This window comes from Paraburkholderia sp. (assembly GCF_036488795.1).
GTDB lineage: Bacteria > Pseudomonadota > Gammaproteobacteria > Burkholderiales > Burkholderiaceae > Paraburkholderia.
Genome location: NZ_DASXHA010000101.1, coordinates 159,578 through 181,277 on the forward strand (window position 1 = coordinate 159,578; position 21,700 = coordinate 181,277).

General features: G+C 62.0%; 19 protein-coding genes and 1 pseudogene. 10 read left to right on the forward strand and 10 right to left on the reverse strand.

Features of this window, described 5'->3' with window-relative positions:
• Nucleotides 1-276: 276 nt before the first annotated feature.
• Together VGH41_RS14215 and VGH41_RS14220 are read right to left on the reverse strand one after the other, a co-directional pair.
• Nucleotides 277-480, reverse strand: a complete 204-nt coding sequence (locus VGH41_RS14215; RefSeq protein WP_331598085.1) for a DUF3562 domain-containing protein — start codon at nucleotides 478-480, stop codon at nucleotides 277-279.
• A 158-nt stretch (nucleotides 481-638) separates the two neighbouring features.
• Nucleotides 639-1,718 carry a DMT family transporter gene (locus VGH41_RS14220; protein ID WP_331598086.1) on the reverse strand — a complete coding sequence of 360 codons (1,080 nt, stop codon included), beginning with the start codon at nucleotides 1,716-1,718 and terminating at the stop codon, nucleotides 639-641.
• A 281-nt stretch (nucleotides 1,719-1,999) separates the two neighbouring features.
• Here VGH41_RS14220 and VGH41_RS14225 point away from each other — a divergent pair, with 281 nt between their 5' ends.
• From VGH41_RS14225 to VGH41_RS14235, 3 genes are all read left to right on the forward strand, one after another.
• Nucleotides 2,000-2,788: a DUF1295 domain-containing protein gene (locus VGH41_RS14225; protein ID WP_331598087.1), complete on the forward strand. Its 789-nt coding sequence runs from the start codon at nucleotides 2,000-2,002 to the stop codon at nucleotides 2,786-2,788.
• Nucleotides 2,789-2,842: 54 nt separating this feature from the next.
• The gene (locus VGH41_RS14230; RefSeq protein ID WP_331598088.1) at nucleotides 2,843-3,952 is read left to right on the forward strand and encodes an SAM-dependent methyltransferase; all 1,110 of its coding nucleotides are present in this window, start codon (nucleotides 2,843-2,845) and stop codon (nucleotides 3,950-3,952) included.
• 149 nt (nucleotides 3,953-4,101) lie between these two features.
• Nucleotides 4,102-4,893 (forward strand): class I SAM-dependent methyltransferase, encoded by a 792-nt coding sequence (locus tag VGH41_RS14235; protein WP_331598089.1) that lies wholly within the window; start codon nucleotides 4,102-4,104, stop codon nucleotides 4,891-4,893.
• 69 nt (nucleotides 4,894-4,962) lie between these two features.
• On the opposite strand, the gene VGH41_RS14240 is transcribed toward VGH41_RS14235, so the two are convergent.
• The 4 genes from VGH41_RS14240 to VGH41_RS14255 all read right to left on the reverse strand — a co-directional run bounded on the left by VGH41_RS14240 (nucleotide 4,963) and on the right by VGH41_RS14255 (nucleotide 7,641).
• Nucleotides 4,963-5,889 carry a copper resistance D family protein gene (locus VGH41_RS14240; RefSeq protein WP_331598090.1) on the reverse strand — a complete coding sequence of 309 codons (927 nt, stop codon included), beginning with the start codon at nucleotides 5,887-5,889 and terminating at the stop codon, nucleotides 4,963-4,965.
• Between the two features lie 2 nt (nucleotides 5,890-5,891).
• Entirely contained in the window at nucleotides 5,892-6,269 is a 378-nt protein-coding gene (locus VGH41_RS14245; RefSeq protein WP_414696652.1) for a copper resistance CopC family protein, read from the reverse strand.
• Nucleotides 6,270-7,196 carry a hypothetical protein gene (locus VGH41_RS14250; protein ID WP_414696653.1) on the reverse strand — a complete coding sequence of 309 codons (927 nt, stop codon included), beginning with the start codon at nucleotides 7,194-7,196 and terminating at the stop codon, nucleotides 6,270-6,272. It abuts the gene before it with no gap.
• 121 nt (nucleotides 7,197-7,317) lie between these two features.
• Nucleotides 7,318-7,641, reverse strand: a complete 324-nt coding sequence (locus VGH41_RS14255) for a DUF2946 domain-containing protein (protein WP_414696654.1) — start codon at nucleotides 7,639-7,641, stop codon at nucleotides 7,318-7,320.
• Nucleotides 7,642-8,017: 376 nt separating this feature from the next.
• On the opposite strand from VGH41_RS14255, the gene VGH41_RS14260 reads away from it, so the two are divergent.
• The 3 genes from VGH41_RS14260 to VGH41_RS14270 all read left to right on the forward strand — a co-directional run bounded on the left by VGH41_RS14260 (nucleotide 8,018) and on the right by VGH41_RS14270 (nucleotide 11,632).
• Nucleotides 8,018-8,620: a cytochrome b gene (locus VGH41_RS14260; RefSeq protein WP_331598092.1), complete on the forward strand. Its 603-nt coding sequence runs from the start codon at nucleotides 8,018-8,020 to the stop codon at nucleotides 8,618-8,620.
• An 88-nt stretch (nucleotides 8,621-8,708) separates the two neighbouring features.
• Nucleotides 8,709-10,166: a glycosyltransferase family 2 protein gene (locus VGH41_RS14265; RefSeq protein WP_331598093.1), complete on the forward strand. Its 1,458-nt coding sequence runs from the start codon at nucleotides 8,709-8,711 to the stop codon at nucleotides 10,164-10,166.
• Between the two features lie 317 nt (nucleotides 10,167-10,483).
• Nucleotides 10,484-11,632, forward strand: a complete 1,149-nt coding sequence (locus VGH41_RS14270; protein ID WP_331598094.1) for an aromatic ring-hydroxylating dioxygenase subunit alpha — start codon at nucleotides 10,484-10,486, stop codon at nucleotides 11,630-11,632.
• 18 nt (nucleotides 11,633-11,650) lie between these two features.
• Here the strand turns inward: VGH41_RS14270 and VGH41_RS14275 are convergent.
• From VGH41_RS14275 to VGH41_RS14285, 3 genes and pseudogenes are all read right to left on the reverse strand, one after another.
• A pseudogene (locus VGH41_RS14275) lies at nucleotides 11,651-12,178 on the reverse strand (MFS transporter); the annotation flags it as partial.
• Between the two features lie 71 nt (nucleotides 12,179-12,249).
• Nucleotides 12,250-13,233, reverse strand: a complete 984-nt coding sequence (locus VGH41_RS14280; protein ID WP_331598095.1) for an NAD(P)H-quinone oxidoreductase — start codon at nucleotides 13,231-13,233, stop codon at nucleotides 12,250-12,252.
• A gap of 50 nt (nucleotides 13,234-13,283) precedes the next feature.
• Nucleotides 13,284-14,720 carry an NAD-dependent succinate-semialdehyde dehydrogenase gene (locus VGH41_RS14285; protein ID WP_331598096.1) on the reverse strand — a complete coding sequence of 479 codons (1,437 nt, stop codon included), beginning with the start codon at nucleotides 14,718-14,720 and terminating at the stop codon, nucleotides 13,284-13,286.
• A 118-nt stretch (nucleotides 14,721-14,838) separates the two neighbouring features.
• On the opposite strand from VGH41_RS14285, the gene VGH41_RS14290 reads away from it, so the two are divergent.
• A complete protein-coding gene (locus VGH41_RS14290) occupies nucleotides 14,839-15,771 on the forward strand; it encodes a LysR family transcriptional regulator (RefSeq protein WP_331598097.1) in 933 nt (310 codons plus the stop codon).
• Between the two features lie 672 nt (nucleotides 15,772-16,443).
• On the opposite strand, the gene VGH41_RS14295 is transcribed toward VGH41_RS14290, so the two are convergent.
• Entirely contained in the window at nucleotides 16,444-16,986 is a 543-nt protein-coding gene (locus VGH41_RS14295; protein WP_331598098.1) for a hypothetical protein, read from the reverse strand.
• Between VGH41_RS14295 and VGH41_RS14300 the strand changes: the two genes are divergently transcribed.
• The 3 genes from VGH41_RS14300 (at nucleotide 16,985) to cysS (ending at nucleotide 21,296) form a co-directional block, all read left to right on the forward strand.
• Complete coding sequence (locus tag VGH41_RS14300; RefSeq protein WP_331598110.1) at nucleotides 16,985-18,625, forward strand: hypothetical protein; 1,641 nt, start codon at nucleotides 16,985-16,987, stop codon at nucleotides 18,623-18,625. The two genes, VGH41_RS14295 and VGH41_RS14300, sit on opposite strands and share 2 nt — an antisense overlap.
• A 229-nt stretch (nucleotides 18,626-18,854) precedes the next feature.
• Nucleotides 18,855-19,715 carry a tetrahydrofolate dehydrogenase/cyclohydrolase catalytic domain-containing protein gene (locus VGH41_RS14305; protein WP_331598099.1) on the forward strand — a complete coding sequence of 287 codons (861 nt, stop codon included), beginning with the start codon at nucleotides 18,855-18,857 and terminating at the stop codon, nucleotides 19,713-19,715.
• Between the two features lie 207 nt (nucleotides 19,716-19,922).
• On the forward strand, nucleotides 19,923-21,296 hold the full coding sequence (gene cysS / locus VGH41_RS14310) for a cysteine--tRNA ligase (RefSeq protein WP_331598100.1): 1,374 nt from the start codon (nucleotides 19,923-19,925) through the stop codon (nucleotides 21,294-21,296).
• Nucleotides 21,297-21,700 lie beyond the last annotated feature (404 nt).

Sequence of the window (21,700 nt, forward strand, 5' to 3'; positions counted from 1 at the left end):
ATCCGCTCACCCTTTCACCGTCCGGTGGCAGCATGCATCTGACGATTGACGATGCGTCCGCATACGTCGCTACGCCACCGCGATGTGCATGAGGTCATTCGCGCACGCATCGGGATGGCGCCATGACAGGGCTCAGCACGTCTCGTCATCCCATAAGGGAGAGCCCGCAGCGCAGCGATTCGATGCGCGCCGACCCGGGATTGCGCCCGAGCCGGCGGATGCGTTGGCGGCGGGCCTCCGCAGATTGCGCGGCCAACGAGCGGCCGCGGCGGCGCGCTAATTGCGTCGATTCCCCGTATGCCGCAGCGTATCGCGAACTTTCTTGGCGGCCAGCAAGGGCACGTAGTCGAACACACGGGCATCAGTCTGGTAGTGGGCCACAGTGTCGGTGTAGAGCTTCGAGACCGTTTCCGAGGGTGTGTTGGTTTCCGCGGCGATGGCCTGTACTACTTCGTCGACATTGGTCTGGGGCTGAGCCATGAAATTCTCCGGGTTTGGCAGGAGGAAACTGCAACGGTGAGGAGTTTCATTACAGGATGTGAAAAGCTCAGATGCCAATTGAATCGGACTATCGTGCTTCCGCGTCAAAAATATTCTTCCAAAGGACTCTGAAAGGTACGGATCACCGTCCGTCAGGTTCATGCCCGATGAGAATGCCGGTGATGAATATCCGGGAAATGCGCGTGAGTATGCGTAATGGGCGAGTGGCGGTGTGGATGGGCATGCGGCTCTTCGCCGTCCCACGCGAAATCATGCACGTGCTGGTGATGTTCATCGTGACGATGCCGGTGGTTGTGATCCAGCGCATCGTGCGTGTGCGGATGTTCGTGGCGTTCGCGGATATGCAGCCACACGCCGAACGCCATCAGCGCGGCCGCGACCCAGAATAGCAGCGGCGGAATTTCGGGCCACAGTATCAGTGACAGCGTCACGCCGAAGAGGGGCGCCACGGAAAAATACGCGCCCGTGCGCGCGGTGCCGAGATTGCGCAGCGCTACGACGAACAGCACGAGGCTGATTCCATATCCTGCGAAGCCGGTCAACATGGCTGCGGCGAGGGTGCCGACATGCGGCACGTGCGCGCCCAGCAGCAGCGCGATGACGAAATTCACCGAACCCGCCACGAGTCCCTTCAGACAGGCAATCACCATCGCGTCGTTGGTCGAGACCTTGCGCGTCAGGTTGTTGTCGATTGCCCAGCACGCGCACGCGGCAGCCACCAGCACGGCGCCGAGCGGCAAGCCTGCCGCGCCGGGATGCCAGGACAACGCCACGCCACCCGCAACGATCGCGACCATGCCGAGAAACACTTGCACGTCGACGTTCTCGCGAAACACGATCCACGCAATCAACGCGGTAAACACGCCTTCGAGGTTCAGCAACAGCGAACTGGTGGCGGCAGGCGTCGCGTTCAGCCCGAGCATCAGCAACGCGGGGCCCGCGACGCCACCTGTGGCGATCGCGCCGAGCAGCCACGGGACCTCGCGCAGATGAAGGCGGCTTTCGTTGGCGCGCTCGCGCTGGCTTTGCGTGATTCGGCGCACGAGCATCGCCAATGCAAGGCCGACTCCGCTGCCGAGGTAGAACAGCCCCGCCACCATGAACGGCGACAACGTGCCGAGCAACGCTTTGGCAAGCGGCGTGGTCGCACCGAACAAGGCGGCGGCAAGCAGGGCGGTGAAAGGTGCGCCAAAGCGCGGTTGCGAAGGTGCGGACATGAGCAGAAGCCTGTTGCTACGCGTCGCGAGCACCGGCTAGCGGAGGGTCATCCCACCGTACGGTTGTTGCGACTTTCAAATGGTTTGATGTTTGATTACAGCGGGTGTGGAGAAGCAGATGTCCCGCGGCCACGGGGCTGTGCCGAACGTAAGGCTGGTATCGGCAACCCCGTTCGAGGTTACCACGCGCCGTTTTGCCGTGCCGGCAGCCCAACCTTGGGGAGCGCATCCATTGCCGCGGCTCCTGCGTATAACCTGCATCGTCATTGAATGAGCATGCCATGCCGTCTGTCCTCGCCGCCGTGCTTGCTCTGGTCGCGCTCGTGCTCGTCTTCGCCGCGGTGTGGGCCTGGCAACTGAAATCCGACAATGCCGGCATGGTCGATCCGGTCTGGGCTTATTCGCTCGGCGCCGTTGCGCTCTGGTACGGCGTGGTTGGCACAGGCAATACGCCGGGCCGCGCGCTCGCGGCGCTCGGGGGGCTCGTGTGGGGCGCACGGTTAGGCACGCATTTGTGGCGCCGCAATTTTGGGCAGCCCGAAGACGAGCGGTATCACCGCTTTCGCGAATCATGGGGCGCTGACGCGCCGCGCAAGATGTTCTGGTTTTTCCAGCTACAAGTCGCTGTTTCGATGCTGCTGTCGGTGGCCTTTCTGGTGCCCGCCTATCGCAGCAGCGCGCCGGCCACGGGATGGATCGTGCTGGCGGTGCTGGTCTGGATCGTCTCCGTGGCGGGCGAAGCCATTTCGGATCGGCAATTGCGGCACTTCAAGAACGATCCGTCCAGTCAGGGCAAAGTTTGCCGCGTGGGTTTGTGGCATTACTCGCGGCATCCAAACTATTTCTTCGAGTGCGTGCACTGGGTGGCGTACCTGATTCTGTCGATCGGCTCGCCGTGGGTCTGGCTCACGCTCTTGCCGCCGGTATTGATGGCGTGGTTGCTGCTCAAGCTTTCGGGCATTCCGCTGCTCGAAGCGAGCCTCGCGAGGCGCCGGCCCGGCTATGCCGACTACATGCGCACGACGAGCCCGCTGATTCCGTGGCCGCCGCGTCGCCCGAGAGGCGAATAAGCATGCCGGCCACAGCACGCAACACGCATTCAGACCAGACAAGGAGCCTGCCGGATGAGCCTCTCGACCCTTGAGCGCGCGCTGCCGCCAACCACGCCCGCCCGTAGCGGCGACAACTGGCTGATCCGCTGCTGCGAGCGCGGCTGGCTGCCCGATGTGCTGGTCCGTCTCGGCATGCGCCGGTTGATGGCGCAACGTCTGCGCATCGAAGGTATCCACGATGGTAAGTTGCGCGCGCAACGACTGAACCGCTTGCTCGATGAATTGCGTGCGAGTCCCATCGCCATCGAAACGCAAGCGGCCAACACGCAGCATTACGAAGTGCCCGCGTCGTTTTTTCATGCGCATCTGGGATCGCATCTGAAGTATTCGTGCTGCCTGTATCCGCAAGGCAACGAGACGCTCGCGCAGGCTGAAACGGCCATGTTAGACGTGTACGAACAGCGCGCCGAACTCGCGGACGGTCAACGCATTCTCGATCTCGGTTGCGGGTGGGGTTCGTTGTCGTTGTGGCTCGCGGCGCGCTATCCGCGTTCACAGATCGTCGCGCTATCGAACTCGCATGGACAGCATGCGTTCATCGAAGCCTGCGCGAGGCAACGTGGCTTGAGCAACCTGACGGTGATGACGGGCAACATCGTCGATTTCGAATTCGCCGCAGCGGAACTTGCCGGCGGCTTCGATCGCGTGCTGTCCATCGAGATGTTCGAGCACATGAAAAACTACCAACTGTTGCTCGCCAAACTTTCACGCTGGATGCGCGCTGACGCCAAGCTGTTCGTGCATATGTTCGCCCATCGCACGCTCGCGTATCACTTTCAGGTGCGGGACGGCAGCGACTGGATGTCGAAATACTTCTTCACCGGCGGCACGATGCCGTCGCAAAATCTGCTGCTGAATTTCCAGGACGATCTGCGCGTGGAGCGGCAATGGCGCGTGAACGGCACGCATTACGAGCGCACCGCCAATCAATGGCTTGCAGCACTCGACGCAGCGCACGAGCGTGTGATGCCGATGCTCGTTCACACCTACGGCACGCGTGATGCGGCGATCTGGTTTCAGCGCTGGCGGATGTTCTATATGGCGGTGGCTGAGCTGTTCGGCTACGCGAACGGCAATGAATGGGGCGTTGCGCATTACCGTTTCGCAAAGCGTCGAACATGATGCAGCGCTACGGCGAGGCGTGAGCTCCGTAGAATGAAATACTGTTCTTCCTCGACACGAGGCGCGACAGCGCGGCATACTTTGTAAGCCGTGCGCCGCGTTCTTTCTCGCGTCTACGCTTCTGTCGCGCGGCTTCAATGGAACCGCACATGACGACGCCCATTCCCTTCATTCCCGACCGCTTCAAGAGCAACGCTGCGCATTATCTGGCCGGACGCGCTGCATACGCGCCGCGCCTGATCCGCCGTGTGGCGGAAATATGCAGACTCGACGGCACCCAGCGTCTGCTGGACCTTGGTTGCGGGCCGGGGCCACTGTCGCTGGCGTTTTCGACGTGGATCGGCACAGGCGTTGCAATCGATCCGGAGCCGGAGATGTTGCGCATCGCCAGTGAACTTGGCGCGGGCATTGCGCCGAACATCGAATACCGGCGGGGCAGTTCCTACGATTTGTCGCCTGAAATGGGCCGGTTTCAGATCGCGGTCATCGGCCGTGCGTTTCACTGGATGGACCGGCACGACACGCTCGCGCGCCTGAACACACTGATCGATCCGCAAGGCGCGGTAGTGCTGTTCGCGACCTCGCAGCTCGACGATCCGATTACGCCATGGCTCACGGAGTATCGAGCGCTGCTCGACGAATACGCGCAAACCGATCCGGCGCGCGAGCAACGCAAGTCCGATAGCTGGGAGCCTCACGAACATATCTTGTTGCAGTCGGCGTTCAGGTCATTGGAACGCGTGTCGATCATCGAAATACGGCGTGTGGCGGTCGAGTCGCTGATTATGCGGGCGCTGTCCATGTCGAGCCTGTCGCGTGAACGGCTGGGCACGCGGCTCGACGAATTGCTGGCACGCGCGAGAACCTTGCTCGAATCGCATGCATCGGACGGGTGGCTCGATGAGCAGGTGGAATCAGTGGCACTGATTGCGCGCCGCTGAAGAAGAACCTGCGCAAGGCTTGCGCCAGGCAGGCCGCAAGATCGCGCCGGCACTCGGTCCGGCGCATCCCTACGTCTGGCCGCCCGAAGGCGACGTATGCCCCAGGACGCCGGCAGCAATCAGCACTGCAAGCATGGCAATCGCTTCTACCGCTAACAGCCGGTCGAAGCCATGCTGCGCATCGCGATAAGCATCGTCATCCTGCGCCGCGGCCTGAAGATGCGGCAGATGGATCATCCGGTTGTAGCCGCCCAGCAGCACGGCAAGCGTGACGAACACGAGCTTTACCGTCAGGACGCGTCCATACAGCACGCTTAGCAATGGCGCGCTGAGATGCGCCGTGTCCTGCGTGGCGTTATAGATGCCGCTGACGATCACCACGCCAAGCGCAATCGTCGCCAGATGCGAGAGTTGCGTGCAGAACGCCACGCGTTGCGCGGGCGTGGCAGCCGTCGTCAAGCGCGAACGCCATAACAGCGCAGCCGCAACCATCACGCTACCTGCCCAAAAGGCCGTTGCAAGCAGATGCACGACGTGTACAGTTTCACGCAGCGTGAAATCCCCTGCATCAGCGGCGTGACTGGCGGCGGCCTTACCCGCGGCATACACGATCATGCCTGCCGCGGCGAGCCACCAGGCCGTGCGGCTGTTACGCGCGCCGCCTGCAAGGCACGCAAACACGGCGCCGACGCAGCCGACCGCCCACGCCATGCCAAAGTGCGATTGCGTCAGCACGGCGCCGAGCGCTGCGCCTGCCGCGCCAAACGATGATCCGCTCATCACGGCAGCTTCGAGCCACAGGTAAAGGCCGCATGCGAGGACCAGCGCGCAGAGCGCAGCGAGGCGCCCGCGCGCCAACGCGCGCCCCTTGACCGCGGAGTCGAACGGCAGCGAACGCTCAAGCAACAGATGGCAAGCGAGCGCGCCCGCCGCGAGCGCCAGCAGTACATCCTGGGCGCCCTGGACCGCGATCTGCACGACAACCAGCGGGTCCACCGCTACTTCACCGTGAAGGTGTAGTGTCCCTGGGTGCGATGGCCGTCTTCCGCGACCGCTACCCACGCTACGGAGTACACGCCCGGCGTCAGCGGGTTCAGCGCCACGGACATATGTTTCTTGTTGGATGCGTCGACGGTGGACTTGTCGCTCGTGACGGATTTGCCCTGCGCGTCGGTGACGGTGATCGAGCTGAAGGCGGGTTCGAGGCCGTCATCGAAATCGATTGCGACGTCCTTCTGTGAAGTGCCGACGGTCGAGCCGGCGGACGGCGCCTGGTGGGTGGGATACGCATGCGCGTGTGCCAGCTGGGCGACGGTCAGCGTCAGCGCGGCCACGAGGCCGCGCGCCATGCAAGAGTTCAGGAAGGAGGTTTTCATTTAGTTGAAGAGCGGCTTGCCAATAGAGTTAGGGAACAGGTCGTCGAAGAACAGGTGAGCGTCGAACACCACGCCCACGTGATTGCCGCTCAGATGATTGACCGGAATCTGTGCTTCGATGCCGAACTGGCCATAGCGGTTAAGCCAGAGGAAACCCGGGTTGAGGGTTCCGGTCGTCTGACCGGCGCACGCGCCTTCCGTGCAGGTGCTCATGGGGGCTTCCACCACCAGAACCATGTTTTTGAACGGCTGCGGGATACCGAGATCCTTCACCTGCGATTGCAGGTACGGGATGCTGTACTGCAAGGTGAGGCCCCAGCCGAATGAATTGGGCCCGTTATCCGACGATGCCGTCGTCAGATTCGGGCCCACTTCGCCGGTAATCGCGAAGGGCCGCAGGTAGCCAAGCGAAGCCGGCAGGTCGCCAAAGCCCTTGCCGAAAAAGACTTCCGGCGTGAATGTGGAAAACGGGTTCGCGATCGACTTGGCGCCCGTGCCGCCGATCTCAGCCTCGAGACCGATCGACGCCATGAACTCGTGCCGCGCGTTGGCGTAGATCAGGTACTTGGCGCCCACCGTGACGTTATCCCAGCCCTTGGCAGAGCCGCCGTTCGGCGCGTTCTGGCTGACGTAGTCGCTGGCAATGCTGAAGGCGAGATTCTTCGTAATCAGCTTGTCCCATTCATAGGAGACACTGTTGACGTTCATGTTGTCGCCGTCGTCGTTCGGCGTCTTGATGTGGCCGAACTGGCTGTCGAATTCGTCGTTCACGCCTGGGTCATCGACCGTCAGCGTGGCGGGAAAGACGCGGTCGCCGACCACCGAGTGAGCCTCGGCGGCAGGTACTCCGGCAAGGCAGGCAGCGCCCGCCGCCGCCATCAGGGCGGCGCGTGCAGGCGCCGTGTGTCGCTTGAAAAGCGTACGCATGGTTGTGTCCTTCTTCCAGTTGTCGAGATGCGTCGCCGCACGCGTGACGACGTGCGGCGAAACCCCGCGGCTGCTTGCACAGCGCGGGCTCTGTTCAGGTAAAGATCAGATACCGGTCGACTCAGGAGAAAGCGGGAGGCGCGCGTGGCTGCGCGGCTGTGTAGAAGTGCGGGACGTAGACCGCGTCATGCGATTCGACGACCGGTGCGCGCGCGATGGAGAGCGCGGCAGCAAACACCGTAGCCGTGCCCGGCAGCACTGGTGCGTGGGCGAACATGCCGCAATAGGCGCATGCTTGCCAGTGGAATGCATGGGGTTGAGACGGCTTGCCGTCATGCGCGACCGGACTGCTGTCAGGGTCAGCGGAACAGTACGTCGCGAGGGCGTTGCCCAGCCGGTCATGTGCTGCCAGCGCCTGCGAAACCGTCGGCGCAAGTGTACTCATCAGGATTGCAAGCAATCCCAACCAGCTGCCGATTTTCTGTAGACGGAGACGAAGCATGCTGCCCGTTGAGCACGGAAAGAAGCAATGATTGGCGCAGATTATGCCACGCATGCCGAAATAATAACGGCCGACCGCGCATCTCCGGCATACGGAATTTTTACCGGCGGTCCACGCCGCGTGACACAAGGCCGCAGGTGCCGTTCAACGCACGGGGGCGTTTTATAGGAAGATCGTGCTCTGGCGGAATAAAAGCGCGCTTCGAAGCGTTTGCCATATCAATGTTGGTGCGTGCATGGCGGCTCCAGACTGGTTTCAATCAGCTTTCGCAGTGGCTCGTTGAAGCACGACCTATTTCTAGATCTAGACGGAATTACCGATGAGCACTCAGGCCAACTCCCAGCTTTCCGACGCGACCGGCACGCCGGCGCCGTCGCGCTACACGCGCACGGCGATGGCGTTGCACTGGATCATCGCGGTTCTGATCATCTGCAACGTCGCGCTCGGGTTGAGCGCCGATTCTATCCCGGACGACTGGGTGCGCCTCGTGATCGACACCCACAAGTCGATCGGCATTACCGTGCTCGGTCTGGCGCTGCTGCGCATCTTGTGGCGCTTCTCGCATCGGCCGCCGCCGTTGCCGGCGGAGTTTCCATCGTGGGAACGCGTGGCGGCGCACATCGCTCACTTTCTGCTCTATCTGTTGATGATCGGTTTGCCGCTGTCCGGCTGGCTGCATGATTCGGCATGGAAGGATGCCGCCACTCATCCGATGCGTCTGTTCAACCTGATGCCGTGGCCGCGTATCGGTTACGTGATGAGCCTGGAGCCGACGCTCAAGGAGAGCCTGCATAACGGCTTCGGCGCGCTGCATACGTGGCTCGGTTACGCGCTCTATGCACTGCTCGCGATGCACGTGGGCGGTGCGCTGAAACATCAATGGATCGATCGCAAGTCGGTGCTGAAGCGGATGATTCCGTAAGTCGAGTGGCCTCGCGTCTGGCGCATTTCAGGCGCCTCACCTTTCACATTTATTTGTTAACGCAGTTTCGACGGACTTAGTAGCTATTTTGAAGAGAACTCTGGAACAGGCCTTAGCGCTCGCCTCACCCCGTATCGTGCCGCGGCCGACCACACTGTTGAGCACGCTGATTCATCTGAGCGTCGTCGTGCTGTGGCTGCTGCTGTTTGCACGTGCGTTCTTTCTGCAAGGCGTGGTGGCATGGTCCACCGGCATTGCATACGTGCTCTACGACACGTTGCTGCTCGCGTTCGTGACATGGAAGACGCTGCCGCTCGTGCGGGCGCAGCCGCCGCTCGATCCGGCGCCGGATGAAACCAGGTTGCCCAGCATGGGGGTGATCGTCGCGTCGCATAACGAGGCGTCGGTGTTGCCGGTGACGCTCGCCGCGCTGTTGCGGCAGAAGCATGGCCCCGCGCAGATCGTGATCGCCGACGACGGCTCTACCGATCAAACCGCCGCGCTCCTCACCGAACGTTTCGGCCTCACGCCCGCGCCGGACGGCAAACTGAGCGCGCCGAGTTCGCTATACGCGAATCTGTACTGGCTGCGCGTGCCGCACGGCGGCAAGTCGCGCGCGCTGAACGCGGCCATCGTGGAGATGACGACCGACACCGTGATGACCGTCGATGCCGACACGCTCCTCGACGACAACGCCACCTACGCGATGCGCGCCGCATTCGCGAACGAGCCGAAGCTGGTCGCGGCGGCAGGCATCCTGACGCCGGTGTGCGGCAAAAGCGTGTCGGGCCGTGTATTCCAGTGGTTCCAGACCTACGAGTACATGCGCAACTTCATTGCGCGCTTTGCGTGGATGCGTGCCGACAGCCTGCTACTGATCTCCGGCGCCTTTGCGTCGTTCAGGCGCGATGCGCTGCTGGACGTGGGCGGCTTCGATCCGCAGTGTCTGGTGGAGGACTATGAGCTGATTCATCGGCTGCGGCGCTATTCGGTGGATCACGGCCTGGGCTGGGATGTGCGCGTGGTGGGCGATGCCCAGGGCCGCACCGACGCGCCCGCCACGCTCGGAACCTTCCTGCGGCAGCGGCGCCGCTGGTTCGCGGGCTTCCTGCAGACGCAATACTGGAATCGCGACATGACCGGCAATCCGCGCTACGGCACGCTCGGCATGGTGATGCTGCCGGTCAAGGCGATCGACACCATGCAGCCCATCTACGGCTTGACGGCATTCGGGTTGCTGCTCGCCTTCGCGTTTGGCGGACACGGTGGGATCGCGCTGGCCGTGCTGGGTGTGATCGGCCTGAAGACGGCCGTCGACCTGGCCTATTACATCTGGTGTATTCATCTGTACCGGCGCTGGACCGGCCAGCGTTCCGGCTCCAGCCTGTGGATGGGCGTGGCGGCGGCGATTGCCGAGCCGTTCACGTTCCAGCTCATCCGCCATACCGGCGCGCTGATGGGCTGGCTGCATTATTTGCGCGGCGGCCGCTCCTGGGGCGTGCAGCGTCGCTCGGGCCTGGTCTCGCACGACGAAAGCGGTGTCTAAGCAGCGCGGCTTTCCGCCGAAGTGACCGCACACCAGGCCGGTCATCAGGGCCCTTGCCTGAACGGCAATTCCTTCCCTCCTCCTTTGCCAGCGGGTTAGAAATTCCGGTGCGCCGAAGTTTGGCGCGCCGGTCCCGGCACGCCCGCAGCCTTCAAATAACGCGACCAGGCCTGTTGCGGGATCTAATTCGTAATCGGGATGTCAGCAATTACATACCTTTGCCACCTTCTAGTAGACTGGGTTCGGTTGTTGGTTTCCCACCCATCTTCTAGTCGAGTTGGCCCATCCAGGTTTCGAAGCGCAGGGAGGCGTCGCCCATGCATGTAGTTCCTCCGCTGGATCGCAGTACCGATACGTCTCTCGAGGCACCCGTCACAGCACCTTCGGGCGCGCCCGTGCGGGATTTGCGCCGTGTTCCGATTCATCCCGACCATTGGTATCCGCTTGCGTGGTCGCACGAAGTCAAGCGCGGCAAGGCACATGGCGTGCAGTTCGCGGGTGAACCCATCGTGCTCGTGCGTACCGAGTCGGGCAACGTGTTTGCCCTCGAAGACCGCTGCGCGCATCGCCAGGTGCCGCTGCACGGGGGCGTAGTGGACGGCGAAACCATCCGCTGCTGTTACCACGGCTGGACCTACGATTGCACAGGTAGCTGCATCGACATTCCTTACCTTGGCCGCGAGCGTTTGCCCAACGGCGTGCGTTCCTACCCGTGCCGCGAGGTCGAAGGACTGATCTTCGTGTTTCCCGGCAACCCCGCGCTGGCGACGGACGAGGCCTTGCCCCAGCTCGCATCGGTAGCGGACAAGGCGTACAAGACACGCCGCTTCGGCCGCGAAGTGAAGTGCCATTACTCGTTCATGCACGAGAATCTGATGGACATGAACCATCAGTTCCTGCACCGCAAGCAGATGGGTCAGATGCGCGCGCGTTCACTCGGGCGGCGCCGCGGCGAAGGCTGGGTCGAAGTGGACTACACGTTCGCGCGCATGGCGGGCGAGCAGCCTGTCGGCGAAGCGCTGGTGTTCGGTAAGAGCCGTAAAAAAGGCGAAGGCAATGACAAGGACGTCATGACGATCCGCACCCACTACCCGTATCAGACGCTGCAGATTCGCACGTCTGATTCGACGCTGGTGATGAATCTGTGGATCATCTATGTGCCGCTCGATCGCGAGCAGCGTACCAATCGCACGTTCGGCTTGCTGTCCATCCGCAGGCCCGGCATTCCGTTCGCGCTGGATATCGCATGGCCGCTGCTGGTGTGGTTTACCGATCGCATTTTCAAGGAAGACCGCTGGATCGTCGAACGCGAACAGGAAGCACATGACCGGCAAGGAGCGGACTGGAACCACGAAGTATTTCCGGTCATCAACGAGCTGCGTGCGCTGTTGCGCGAATGCGGCGCGCCGCCTGAGGCCGGCCAGTTCATGGGCGTGCGCATCGCACCGGCCGAGGAAAGCGTCTAGGCGGCGGGTGCGCTCGCGCTAGACGCGTCGCGCGCTCCTTTGCCGCCACCAGGGCGCGGCCACCGATGCCGCCGCGCCGACAGCGCCCATTGTCAGGGACAGCAGCACGATCAGCAGGCCCGTATGCGCGCGGCCCGCGAACAGCCCCACCAGCAAGCCTGCCAACGGCTGCGTCAGGTTGTTCAACAGAATGATGACGCCGGTAGTCTTGCCGTAGTCCCGGGGCGGAATGATCTGCTGCCGCGTGCTGCGAATAAACACGTTGAACATCTTGTCGAAGCCGGTGATCAGCATGAAGCCCACCGCATAGCCGAATGCATTCGGACTTGCCCCGGCAATCATGCCGCCGAGGCAAATAGACAGAAACGCCACGAGGCCCAAGGTCTTTCTGGACCACGACGTGCGTGCGATCGCCAGCAGAATCGCCACGGTCGCAACAGCGCCAACGGTCTGCAGCACAGCGTAATAGCGTCCCGATTGATGATGGATGCCGGTGACCATGGCAGCGGAAGTGGCCAGCGTCACGCCGATCACGAGGTTCTCAGCGGGGCTTTGGGCATGCATCAAACATCCTCTGCCGCGCTACTGCCCCATGTCTTGAATGGCTCTGGACAAGCCTAGATGGTCTCCAGGATGATCTTGCCGACGCTCAAGTTCGATTCCATGCGACGGTGTGCATCCGCTGCCTGCGCGAGCGGAAAGACGCTATCGACGACTGGCGTGAGTCCATCTTCCTTGAACTGATCGAGCCAGTGCTCGCGAAAGCGGCGCACCATGGCGTGCTTGACGTGCTGCGGGCGCGACTTCATCACGGTGCCGATAATCTGCAAATGGCCGTACAGCAAGCGCTCGAGCGGCAAGGTCGCGGCTTCCGCGCCGCCCATGATGCCCACCTGAACCAGACGTCCGCCGTCGGCCAGCGAGCGTACGTTGCGCTCGAGATACGGTGCGCCGACGAAGTCGATCACGACATCGACGCCGCGTCCGTCGGTTGCTTTGGCAATCGCCTGAGCGAAGTCTTCGCTGCGGTAATCGATCACGACGTCCGCACCGAGGGCGCGTACGCGTTCGAGCTTGCTCGCGTCGGCGGTGGCGAATACCCGCGCGCCCACCGCATGGGCCTGTTGTACTGCCGCCGAGCCCACCCCGCCAGCAGCTGCATGAATCAGCACCGACTCGCCGCACTGCAGACGCCCCAGGTGAAGCAGCGCCTCATGCGCGGTGACGAATACTTCCGGCACCGCCGCGGCGTGCACGTAGTCAAGGGCGCGCGGAACCGGCATGGCCATGCGGTAATCGATGCGCGCGAGTTGCGCATACGCGCCGCCGCCCACGATGCCCATCACGCGATCGCCGACCTTGAAGCCTTCGACTTGCGCGCCGGTGGCAATCACTTCTCCGGCGATTTCCAGGCCCATGATTTCCGAGTCACCGAAATTCGGGCGGCCATAGCCGCCACGGCGATGTGTGAGATCGGCGCGATTCACGCCTGCCGCATGGTTGCGCACGAGCAGATCGTGCGGACGCAGAGCAGGTTCTGCTACGTCGGCTAGTTGCAGGACATCGGCAGCGCCGAACTGATCGAAGGTAATGGCTTTCATGTGATCCTCTAGCTAAAGAATGCAAAGAACTGGATGGGGTTAGATGCGGCTTAAACCTGGCTGATGAATTTGGTCGTGAGGTAATGCTCGATGCCTTCCGCGCCGCCTTCCGAGCCGTAGCCGCTTTCCTTCATGCCGCCAAACGGCAGTTCGCTGACGATCATGCTGAAGTGGTTGATGCCGATCATGCCGGCTTCGAGACGATCGCCTGCCTGGATGGCCGTGCGTGCGTCCCTCGTGAAGATATAAGCCGACAAGCCATACGGCAGACGGTTCGCTTCGACGAGCGCGTCGTCGAGTTCGTCGAAGGGCAGCAGCAGGGCGATCGGGCCAAACGGTTCTTCGTGCATGACGCGTGCCTCGCCTGGGACATCTGCGAGAACCGTGGGCGCGTAGAAATAGCCGGGGCCGTCGAGGCGCTTGCCGCCGGTCAACACCCTGGCGCCGCGTCGAACCGCATCGTCAACCAGCGCTTCGATCTTTTCCAACTGACGCTGATTCGAAAGCGGTCCGACCTGCGTGCCGGGAGCGAGGCCGTCGCCTACCTTCAGCGCCTCGGTCGCGGCGACGAATTTCTCCGCGAAGCCCGGGTAGGCGCTCCGCTGTACCAGGAAGCGCGTGGATGAGATACAGATCTGGCCGGTGCCGCGGAAGCGGTTGGCGGCGCCGAGTTGCGCGGCCTGATCGAGGTCGGCGTCGGCGAATACGAGCACGGGCCCATGGCCGCCCAGTTCGAGCGAGATCGGCTTCACGCCTTCAGCGGCGCGCGCGGCGAGCAGACGTCCGACCGGCACGGACCCGGTGAAGGTCACCTTGCGAATCACCGGCGAGGCGATCAGCTGCGCGGAAATGGCGTCGGGTACGCCGAACACGACCTGCAGCACGCCCGCAGGCAATCCGGCGTCCTGCAGACAGCGTGCAATGGCGAGTGTGGTGGCGGGGCATTCCTCGCCAGGCTTGATGATGACCGGGCAGCCCGCCGCCAGCGCCGCGGACAGCTTGCGCGACGGCGTGATGGCAGGAAAATTCCACGGCGTGAAGGCGGCAACCGGACCGATGGGCTGGCGCTTCACCAATTGTTGTACTTGCGGGCGGCGCGACGGCACGACGCGACCGTAGGTCCGCTTGCCTTCCTCGGCGAACCACTCGAAGTAATCGGCGGCGCTTGCCACTTCGTAGCGGCTTTCGCTGAGCGCCTTGCCTTGCTCCAGCGTGAGCAGTCGTTCGATATGCGGCGCGCGCTCGCGGATCAGTTCGGCGGCGCGTTTGAGGATCTTTGCCCGCTCGTAAGGGGCCGTCTCGCGCCACAGCTGGAACGCGCGTTCCGACGCATGCAGTGCGCGCTCGAGGTCTGTGGTGGTTGCGTGCGGTACGTGGCCGAGCACGCTGCCGGTGGCGGGATTGACGACGGGCGACGTATCGCGCTGGGCGGCGTCTATCCATTCGCCATCAATGAAGAGGTACAGCGGATCATATTCGTTACTCACGGCTTTCTCCTGACTTATGCGGTTTCCGCAGAGGTTGCGGCGTGAGAGAAGCTTAAGTCCCGAGGACGCGTGTGATAATCCTGTGAATGCCATCAACGGCTTTGCGCGGAGCGCACAAATGCAGACCGAGCGATTTGCCGAATATCTGGGGGTCTTTGCGGACGTCGCGCGCGAGGGCAGTTTTTCGGGCGCGGCCCGGCGGCGCGGCATTACGCCGTCGTCCGTGGCCCGGCAGATCGACGCGCTGGAGGTGCAACTCGACACGCCGCTGTTTTTGCGCTCCACACGGGTGCTGAACCTGACTGAGGCGGGGCAGGCGCTTCTCGCGCGTGCGCGGCGCATTCTCGACGAGCTGGACGACGCGCAGCAGGAGATCGCGTCGATGAAAGGCGAGATCACTGGCGTATTGCGGGTGGCGTGCTTTCCGACCTTCGGCAAGCGCTATGTGATCCCGGTGATTTCGACGCTGGCCGCGCGGCATCCGGGGTTGAGGGTCGAACTCGATCTGACCGAGCGTCTCGCCGATCCCGTCGCTGAGCGGCTCGATGCCTTCATCCGGATTGGCGAGCTGGCCGACAGCACGTTGATCGCGACGCGCATTGCCACACAGCGGCGAGTGCTGTGTGCGAGCCCCGGCTATCTGGCGCGAGTCGCGGCACCGCGTGCCGCGGCGGATCTGCTCGAGCACCGCTTGCTGGACAAACTGCATGGCGCGGATCTGCTCGGCTGGAGCGACGTGCTGGGGCATCCGGTCGCGCAGTCCGACGGTCAAGCGGTGTTTCGTTGCGACGATTTCGACGCGTTGCGGTTAGCCGCGCTCGAAGGCCTGGGGTTGGGCCTGTTGCCTGACTGGGTGGTGGGTGAAGATATTCGCGCCGGCACGCTTGTCCATGTGTCGCCTGAGCTCTCGGCGGGGGAGCATTTGCAGACCGGCATTCATCTGCTAAGGGTGCTTGCGCAACCATCCGCGAAACTGCGAACGTTTATTGATGCACTAAAAACGTTTGTCGGCGCGCCGCCGATATGGTCCGTTGCACCGGTATCGAGCTAGGCTTGCGCGGTCTGTGGAGAGCGGGGCTATCGATTGTGGCTAAAGCGTGCGGCAAAGCCATTGCGATTTTTATTGATTGGAGTGCTCGCAAATTCTTGGCGAGCCAGTCATTCGGCATCTATCCTTGTTCGTGCGCTAACGCGCATTTCCCATTTTGGCTTGCACATGAAGCAGGCCAGCCATGCTGACCAAATCCTACCAGGATCATTGGTGTGGCGGCGTTCGCCCAGGCGTTACGTCCGAGCCGATCCGAAAAACACTTCCTAATGTCCGTTTTTTCCGAGTGAAAGCGATTTAACTACGGGGTGCAGCAATCTGCATTCCCGAAGATAACAAATTGCTTGCGCTTCGTTTCCGGGGCCGGGTTCTTGCCCATCGTCAGTTCTTGCAGTAAACAACCGCAGGAGTGCTGGAAATGAAACGCCTGTTCATGTTGATGGTTCCCGTTGCTGGGGCAATGTGTAGTACTGCTAATGCTCAGAGCTCCTTAAGCATTAATGGGACCACTTATACCTATTGCGCTGCTGAGAATCAAAAGTGCTCGTTCACGGGATCGGCGCTTGTAGTGTTTGGCACGACGAGTCCGTCGTTGAAGTACTCCATTAACGGACCGTTCACCAACGGCGTGCAGTGCTCGAACGGCATCGTGTCGGCGACAGACCCGGCGTATGGCTATGCGAAGAGCTGCTGGTATGCCGCGTCGGGGAGTACATCGACGCCGCCTTCATCCGGACTGTACACGCAGTGCGCGGTTGAAAATGGGTTCTGCTCATTCACAGGCACCAAGCCGGTGATATACGGCGGCAGCGCGACGGCCAACAATGTGACGAAGACGTTTACCAATGGCGTGAGTTGCTCGAACACGTCGTTCGGTACGGATCCTGATTTCGGTGCGACGAAGGCATGCTGGATTCTTGCGTCGACTACGCCGACGCCGACGCCGACGCCAACACCGACACCAACGCCAACACCGACACCAACGCCAACACCGACACCAACGCCAACGCCAACGCCAACGCCGACACCGACACCGACACCGACACCGACACCGACGCCAACGCCAACGCCAACGCCGACGCCCACCGGCTCGATCGCTTGCGCCAAACCCACTACAAGTGCGGGCGGCACTGCGAACGGCCTCATCACGGCGGATACGCCAACGAGCGACGGCACCCGCATGTTCGCGCAAGGCAGCGCGTTCAACGTGTCATTCATTACGGCCGCGCCATCCGCCGACACGGTTGTGTGGTCGATGCAGGATCAGCTGGGCAACCTCAAGGGCAGTGGCTCGTTCCCTGTCACGGCCGGCACGCAGACCAGCACGATGTCGTGCAATGGCGCGGTGGCGGGCTACTTCGCGCTGACGGCCACACTGTCCTCCGCTGGCGGCACGCTGCCGCAAGCCGGTACGCGGCCAACCGGGATTGCGACCTTCGGCATCTTGCCGAATCTGTCCGCGTCGATTCCGGCAGTCAGCTATGCCCGCAAGGAGCAGCACCGCTTCGGCATGCAGGGCTTCAACGACAATGGGCCGATGCTGTCCGACCTCGGTATTTCGCAGACTATCGACAACCGCCAGCTCTCCGCCATGGAGCCGAACGGACCAAACACGTTCACGCCGGCGCTGTCCACGCTCGACCCGTTTTACACCAATGGCAAGATCATGCGGTTGATCCGGCTGGACGGCATTCCGGGCTGGGCCAGTCCGACGGGCGCCTTTCAGGACGATACCAACGCACCGAGCAATCTGACGTACTACCAGAACTACATGGCACGCGTAGGGACCGACTCGGCGGCGATTCGTCAGGCTTACTTCCCGAGCCAGCAGAACAACTACTACCAGGTGACGTGGGAACCCCAATGGGCCGATTCAACGGCCAACTTCGTCGCGATGTACGCAGCGGTCTATAAGGGCTTGCACTCGACCGATCCCAACGCGGTGGTGATGGGTACGACCAACGTCTTCCCGGCGAACTGCCAGACGGCATGCACCCAGGGTTATCTGCAAACCTACGTACCGTTAGGGCTGGGCAACTATCTGGATGGCGTGACGACGCACGGGTATTACAACGCCGGCACCTATGCCGCCCATCCGCCTGAGCTGTACGACACGGATCCGAACCCCGCCAACGTGGCGAACGCACTGGATCAGCAGATGCGCGAACTGCGTGCGCAGATGCAATCGTTCAAGCCGAACATGCCGCTCTGGTCCACTGAGCTTGGCATCAGCTATGACTCGGGAGTCGCGTACGGCCCGAATTCTCCGAGTGCCAACCAGTTGTATGGGCAGGCGGCGGTGGCCTTGCGGGCGCATCTCATCATTCTCGGTGAAGGGGCTCAGGTCACGTATTTCTTCTATGGCTCGGATTATCCGGGCGACGTGGGAGAGGGCACGTTCTTCGACATCGTGGATCCGCAAGGGCAGTACGGCGCGAGCAATGTGAGTCCGAAGCCGGAGGCAATGGCATTTGCCGCACTTACGCGCGTGATAGATGGGACTCAGACGCTCGGACATCTGAACGGCTTGCCTTCGATGGTCTACGGCTATGCATTCCAGCAACTGAGCGGCAATACGGTGATCACTGCGTTGTGGACCCATAACAACACCGCATGGCCGACCTCGGCGGGCACATATAGCCCGACCTACAGCACGAGTTACGCGCTGACGGTGGACTCGGCGGGGACGAGCGGTCATGTGACGGTAATCGACATGATGGGCAATCCTTCTTCGGTGGCATACAGCAATGGTGTGGTGAACCTGACGCTGACGGAGTCGCCGATTTACGTGGTGTCCTCCAACCCCACGGTGATCAAAAACAATGTGACCGCACCGGTCGGCTACACGGGACAGTAGCCGGCTAGCCGGTGTGACTGTGCGGTAAGCTGCGTGGGCTCGCCACCCAGCTTACCTGTCAGTCACATTGCAGCGCGTGGGTCCGACACGCGCAGACATGCTCGCTACGTTGTCGCGACAAGGTGTGCAGGTACTCGAGGTGGCGCGGATGTTGCGCTGGGTTATGATGGCCCTCTTTTCCACATCGTCGGCATGTGTATGGCCGTGCGAAATTGCGGAGAGTTGTGCCATGGCGATTCATTCACAATGCGTGGTGCTGGACGGCAAGGCCCTCGCGACACTCAACGAAGCCAGCCTGTCCGCGCGGGTCGCCGCGCTCAAGTCGAGAAACGGCAATCGCACGCCGATCCTCGCGACGATCCTGGTCGGTGACGATCCGGCTTCTGCCACCTATGTGCGGATGAAGGGCAATGCCTGTCGTCGAGTCGGCATGGACTCGCGGCTGGTTACGTTGCCCGCCAACACCACAACGCAAGACGTACTCGCCGAAATCGACGCCCTCAATGCGGACCCCGATGTGCACGGCATTTTGCTGCAGCATCCGGTGCCCGCGCAGGTCGACGAACGCCACTGTTTCGACAGAATCTCGACGCTCAAGGATGTCGATGGCGTCACGAGTCACGGCTTTGGTTTGATGGCGCTCGGCGAACCGGCTTTCGGACCCGCGACGCCAGGCGGCATCATGCGGCTGCTTGGCCACTATGGAATCGATGTCGCTGGAAAACGCGCGGTCGTGGTCGGGCGCAGCGCGATTCTCGGCAAGCCGATGGCGCTGATGTTGACGAATGCCAATGCGACGGTGACGTTATGCCATTCGAAGACGGTGAATCTCGAAGACGAGGTGCGCCGTGCCGAGGTAGTAGTGGGCGCGGTGGGCAAGCCGAAATTCATTCGTAGCGCATGGATCAGCGACGGGGCGATCGTCATCGACGCGGGTTATCACCCCGGCGGTGTTGGCGACATCGAGCACGACGGACTCATCGAGCGGTGTGCAGCGGTGACGCCCATGCCGGGCGGCGTCGGCCCCATGACCATCTCCACGCTGATCGCGCAGACGGTCGAGGCCGCCGAGCGCGGCAATATCGATTGACCGGAAAATAGACACGCGTTAGCATCGATTCCATGAACATCACGGCACACTCCCTCATTCACTTCACGCGCGCATGCTGTCAAAGCCTGCCCGAGGGAGCTTGCGTCTAGCGCGTCGACTTACGTCCGTCACGTTCAAGCCCTGAAGGCCACCTGTTGAAAGACCGGTGGCCTTTTTGTTTTGGTTGTCTTTGCATAGGGATTTCCGATGGCTCTCGCCTTGTACGATACCTGGTCGCGCACCGTGCGCCCTTTCACTGCTATAGAGCCGGATCACGTGGGTCTGTATTGCTGCGGGCCGACGGTGTACGACTACGCGCATATCGGCAATCTGCGAACCTATGTGTTCGAGGATGTGTTGCGGCGCGCACTAGTGCTAAACGGCTACGACGTGAGGCATATCGTGAACATCACCGATGTCGGCCACCTCGTTTCCGATGCCGACGACGGCGAGGACAAGATGGAAAAGGGCAGTCGCCGCATGGGGGCATCGGCATGGGACATCGCGGCGCGCTACACGGAGGCATTCATGGCGGACTGGCGCGCGCTCAATCTGCTGGAGCCTGCGCTGTGGTGCCGTGCGACTGACCACATTGCCGAGCAGATCGCATTTGTTGCGGAACTGGAGCGCAAGGGCTACACGTATCGGACGACCGACGGCGTGTATTTCGACACTGGCAAGCAGGACGACTACGGCTATCTGACGCGTCTCGATCACGCTGGCTTGCAGGCTGGCAAGCGGGTTGCTGTCGGCGAGAAACGCCACGCTACGGATTTTGCGTTGTGGAAGTTGAGTCCGCAGGATTCCACGCGCCAGATGGAGTGGGACAGTCCGTGGGGACGTGGCTTTCCAGGTTGGCATATCGAATGCTCGGCAATGTCGGCCAGATATCTGGGTCCCAGGTTTGACATTCATTGCGGAGGTGAAGATCACGTTGCCGTCCATCACAGCAACGAAATTGCGCAGACGCAGGCTTGCTATGGCACGCGGCTTGCCAATTTCTGGATGCATGGTCATTTTCTGACGCTGGATGCCGGGAAGATGTCGAAGTCGAATGGCGAGTTTCTGCACTTGCAAAGTTTTATTGATCGTGGGGTCGATCCGCTGGCTTACCGGTATCTGTGCCTGACGGCGCATTATCGAAGCAAGTTGAGTTTCAGTTTCGAGGCGTTGGGTGCTGCGCAGGCCGCCTTGGAGCGCCTGCGGAAAGTGTATTCGGGTTGGCCTTCTGGTGGTGTGGCGGATGAGGGTTTTGTGGTGCGGTTTAACGCTGAGGTGAACCAGGACCTTAATTTGCCGCGGGCGCTGGCTGTGGTGTGGGAGTTGGTGCGGAGTGATTTGCCGACGGCCACGCGGCGCGCGACTGTGGATCGTTTTGATGCGGTGCTGGGGCTGCGGTTGACGGATTGGAAGGTTGGCGAGTTTGATCTTCCAGATGAGATTGCTGCGCTGGCTAAAGAGCGGGAAATTGCTCGCAGTGCGAAGGATTGGGAGCGGGCTGACCGGTTGAGGGATGTTCTGAATGCGGCGGGGTGGAAGGTGGAGGATGGGCCCTGCGGGCAGCGGGTTGTGGGTGGTTGAAGTGGTGGTGTTGGACTTTGGTTGTTTGGTTGTTTGCCTACGGCGTTGGCCTTTGCTTGCTTTTGGTCTGTTGGTGTTGTGTTTTGTCTGGTTGCCTATGGCGTTGGCCTCTCCTTGTATTCTTAGTGGTCTATTAGCTTCGCCCCTGTGCGGGGCAGCACCTACTTTCTTTGCCGCCGCAAAGAAAGTAGGCAAAGAAAGCGGGCTTCCAACCGCCAGCCAGTAGATGTCCACCCCGCCACTCACGCGGCATTGGTCCGAGACAAGATCGTCCCTCGCACAACCATCGTCGGTGACAAAGCGCTCTTCCACCCCACTCCGCACTGCGTGCGTCGCGGATCGGTCTGCACGGGAAAGCGGGTCTGCGGGTACCGTGGCCCAGGATTCGAGAGCCGCTGACTCCC

Bases quoted from the DNA above. Each gene is read 5' to 3' on its own strand.
- VGH41_RS14215 (WP_331598085.1), bottom strand. From the start codon at position 480: ATGGCTCAGCCCCAGACCAATGTCGACGAAGTAGTACAGGCCATCGCC.
- VGH41_RS14220 (WP_331598086.1), bottom strand. From the start codon at position 1,718: ATGTCCGCACCTTCGCAACCGCGCTTTGGCGCACCTTTCACCGCCCTG.
- VGH41_RS14225 (WP_331598087.1), top strand. From the start codon at position 2,000: ATGCCGTCTGTCCTCGCCGCCGTGCTTGCTCTGGTCGCGCTCGTGCTC.
- VGH41_RS14230 (WP_331598088.1), top strand. From the start codon at position 2,843: ATGAGCCTCTCGACCCTTGAGCGCGCGCTGCCGCCAACCACGCCCGCC.
- VGH41_RS14235 (WP_331598089.1), top strand. From the start codon at position 4,102: ATGACGACGCCCATTCCCTTCATTCCCGACCGCTTCAAGAGCAACGCT.
- VGH41_RS14245 (WP_414696652.1), bottom strand. From the start codon at position 6,269: ATGAAAACCTCCTTCCTGAACTCTTGCATGGCGCGCGGCCTCGTGGCC.
- VGH41_RS14250 (WP_414696653.1), bottom strand. From the start codon at position 7,196: ATGCGTACGCTTTTCAAGCGACACACGGCGCCTGCACGCGCCGCCCTG.
- VGH41_RS14255 (WP_414696654.1), bottom strand. From the start codon at position 7,641: ATGAGTACACTTGCGCCGACGGTTTCGCAGGCGCTGGCAGCACATGAC.
- VGH41_RS14260 (WP_331598092.1), top strand. From the start codon at position 8,018: ATGAGCACTCAGGCCAACTCCCAGCTTTCCGACGCGACCGGCACGCCG.
- VGH41_RS14270 (WP_331598094.1), top strand. From the start codon at position 10,484: ATGCATGTAGTTCCTCCGCTGGATCGCAGTACCGATACGTCTCTCGAG.
- VGH41_RS14280 (WP_331598095.1), bottom strand. From the start codon at position 13,233: ATGAAAGCCATTACCTTCGATCAGTTCGGCGCTGCCGATGTCCTGCAA.
- VGH41_RS14290 (WP_331598097.1), top strand. From the start codon at position 14,839: ATGCAGACCGAGCGATTTGCCGAATATCTGGGGGTCTTTGCGGACGTC.
- VGH41_RS14295 (WP_331598098.1), bottom strand. From the start codon at position 16,986: ATGAATGACACGTTGAACGCGCTGCCTTGCGCGAACATGCGGGTGCCG.
- VGH41_RS14305 (WP_331598099.1), top strand. From the start codon at position 18,855: ATGGCGATTCATTCACAATGCGTGGTGCTGGACGGCAAGGCCCTCGCG.
- cysS (WP_331598100.1), top strand. From the start codon at position 19,923: ATGGCTCTCGCCTTGTACGATACCTGGTCGCGCACCGTGCGCCCTTTC.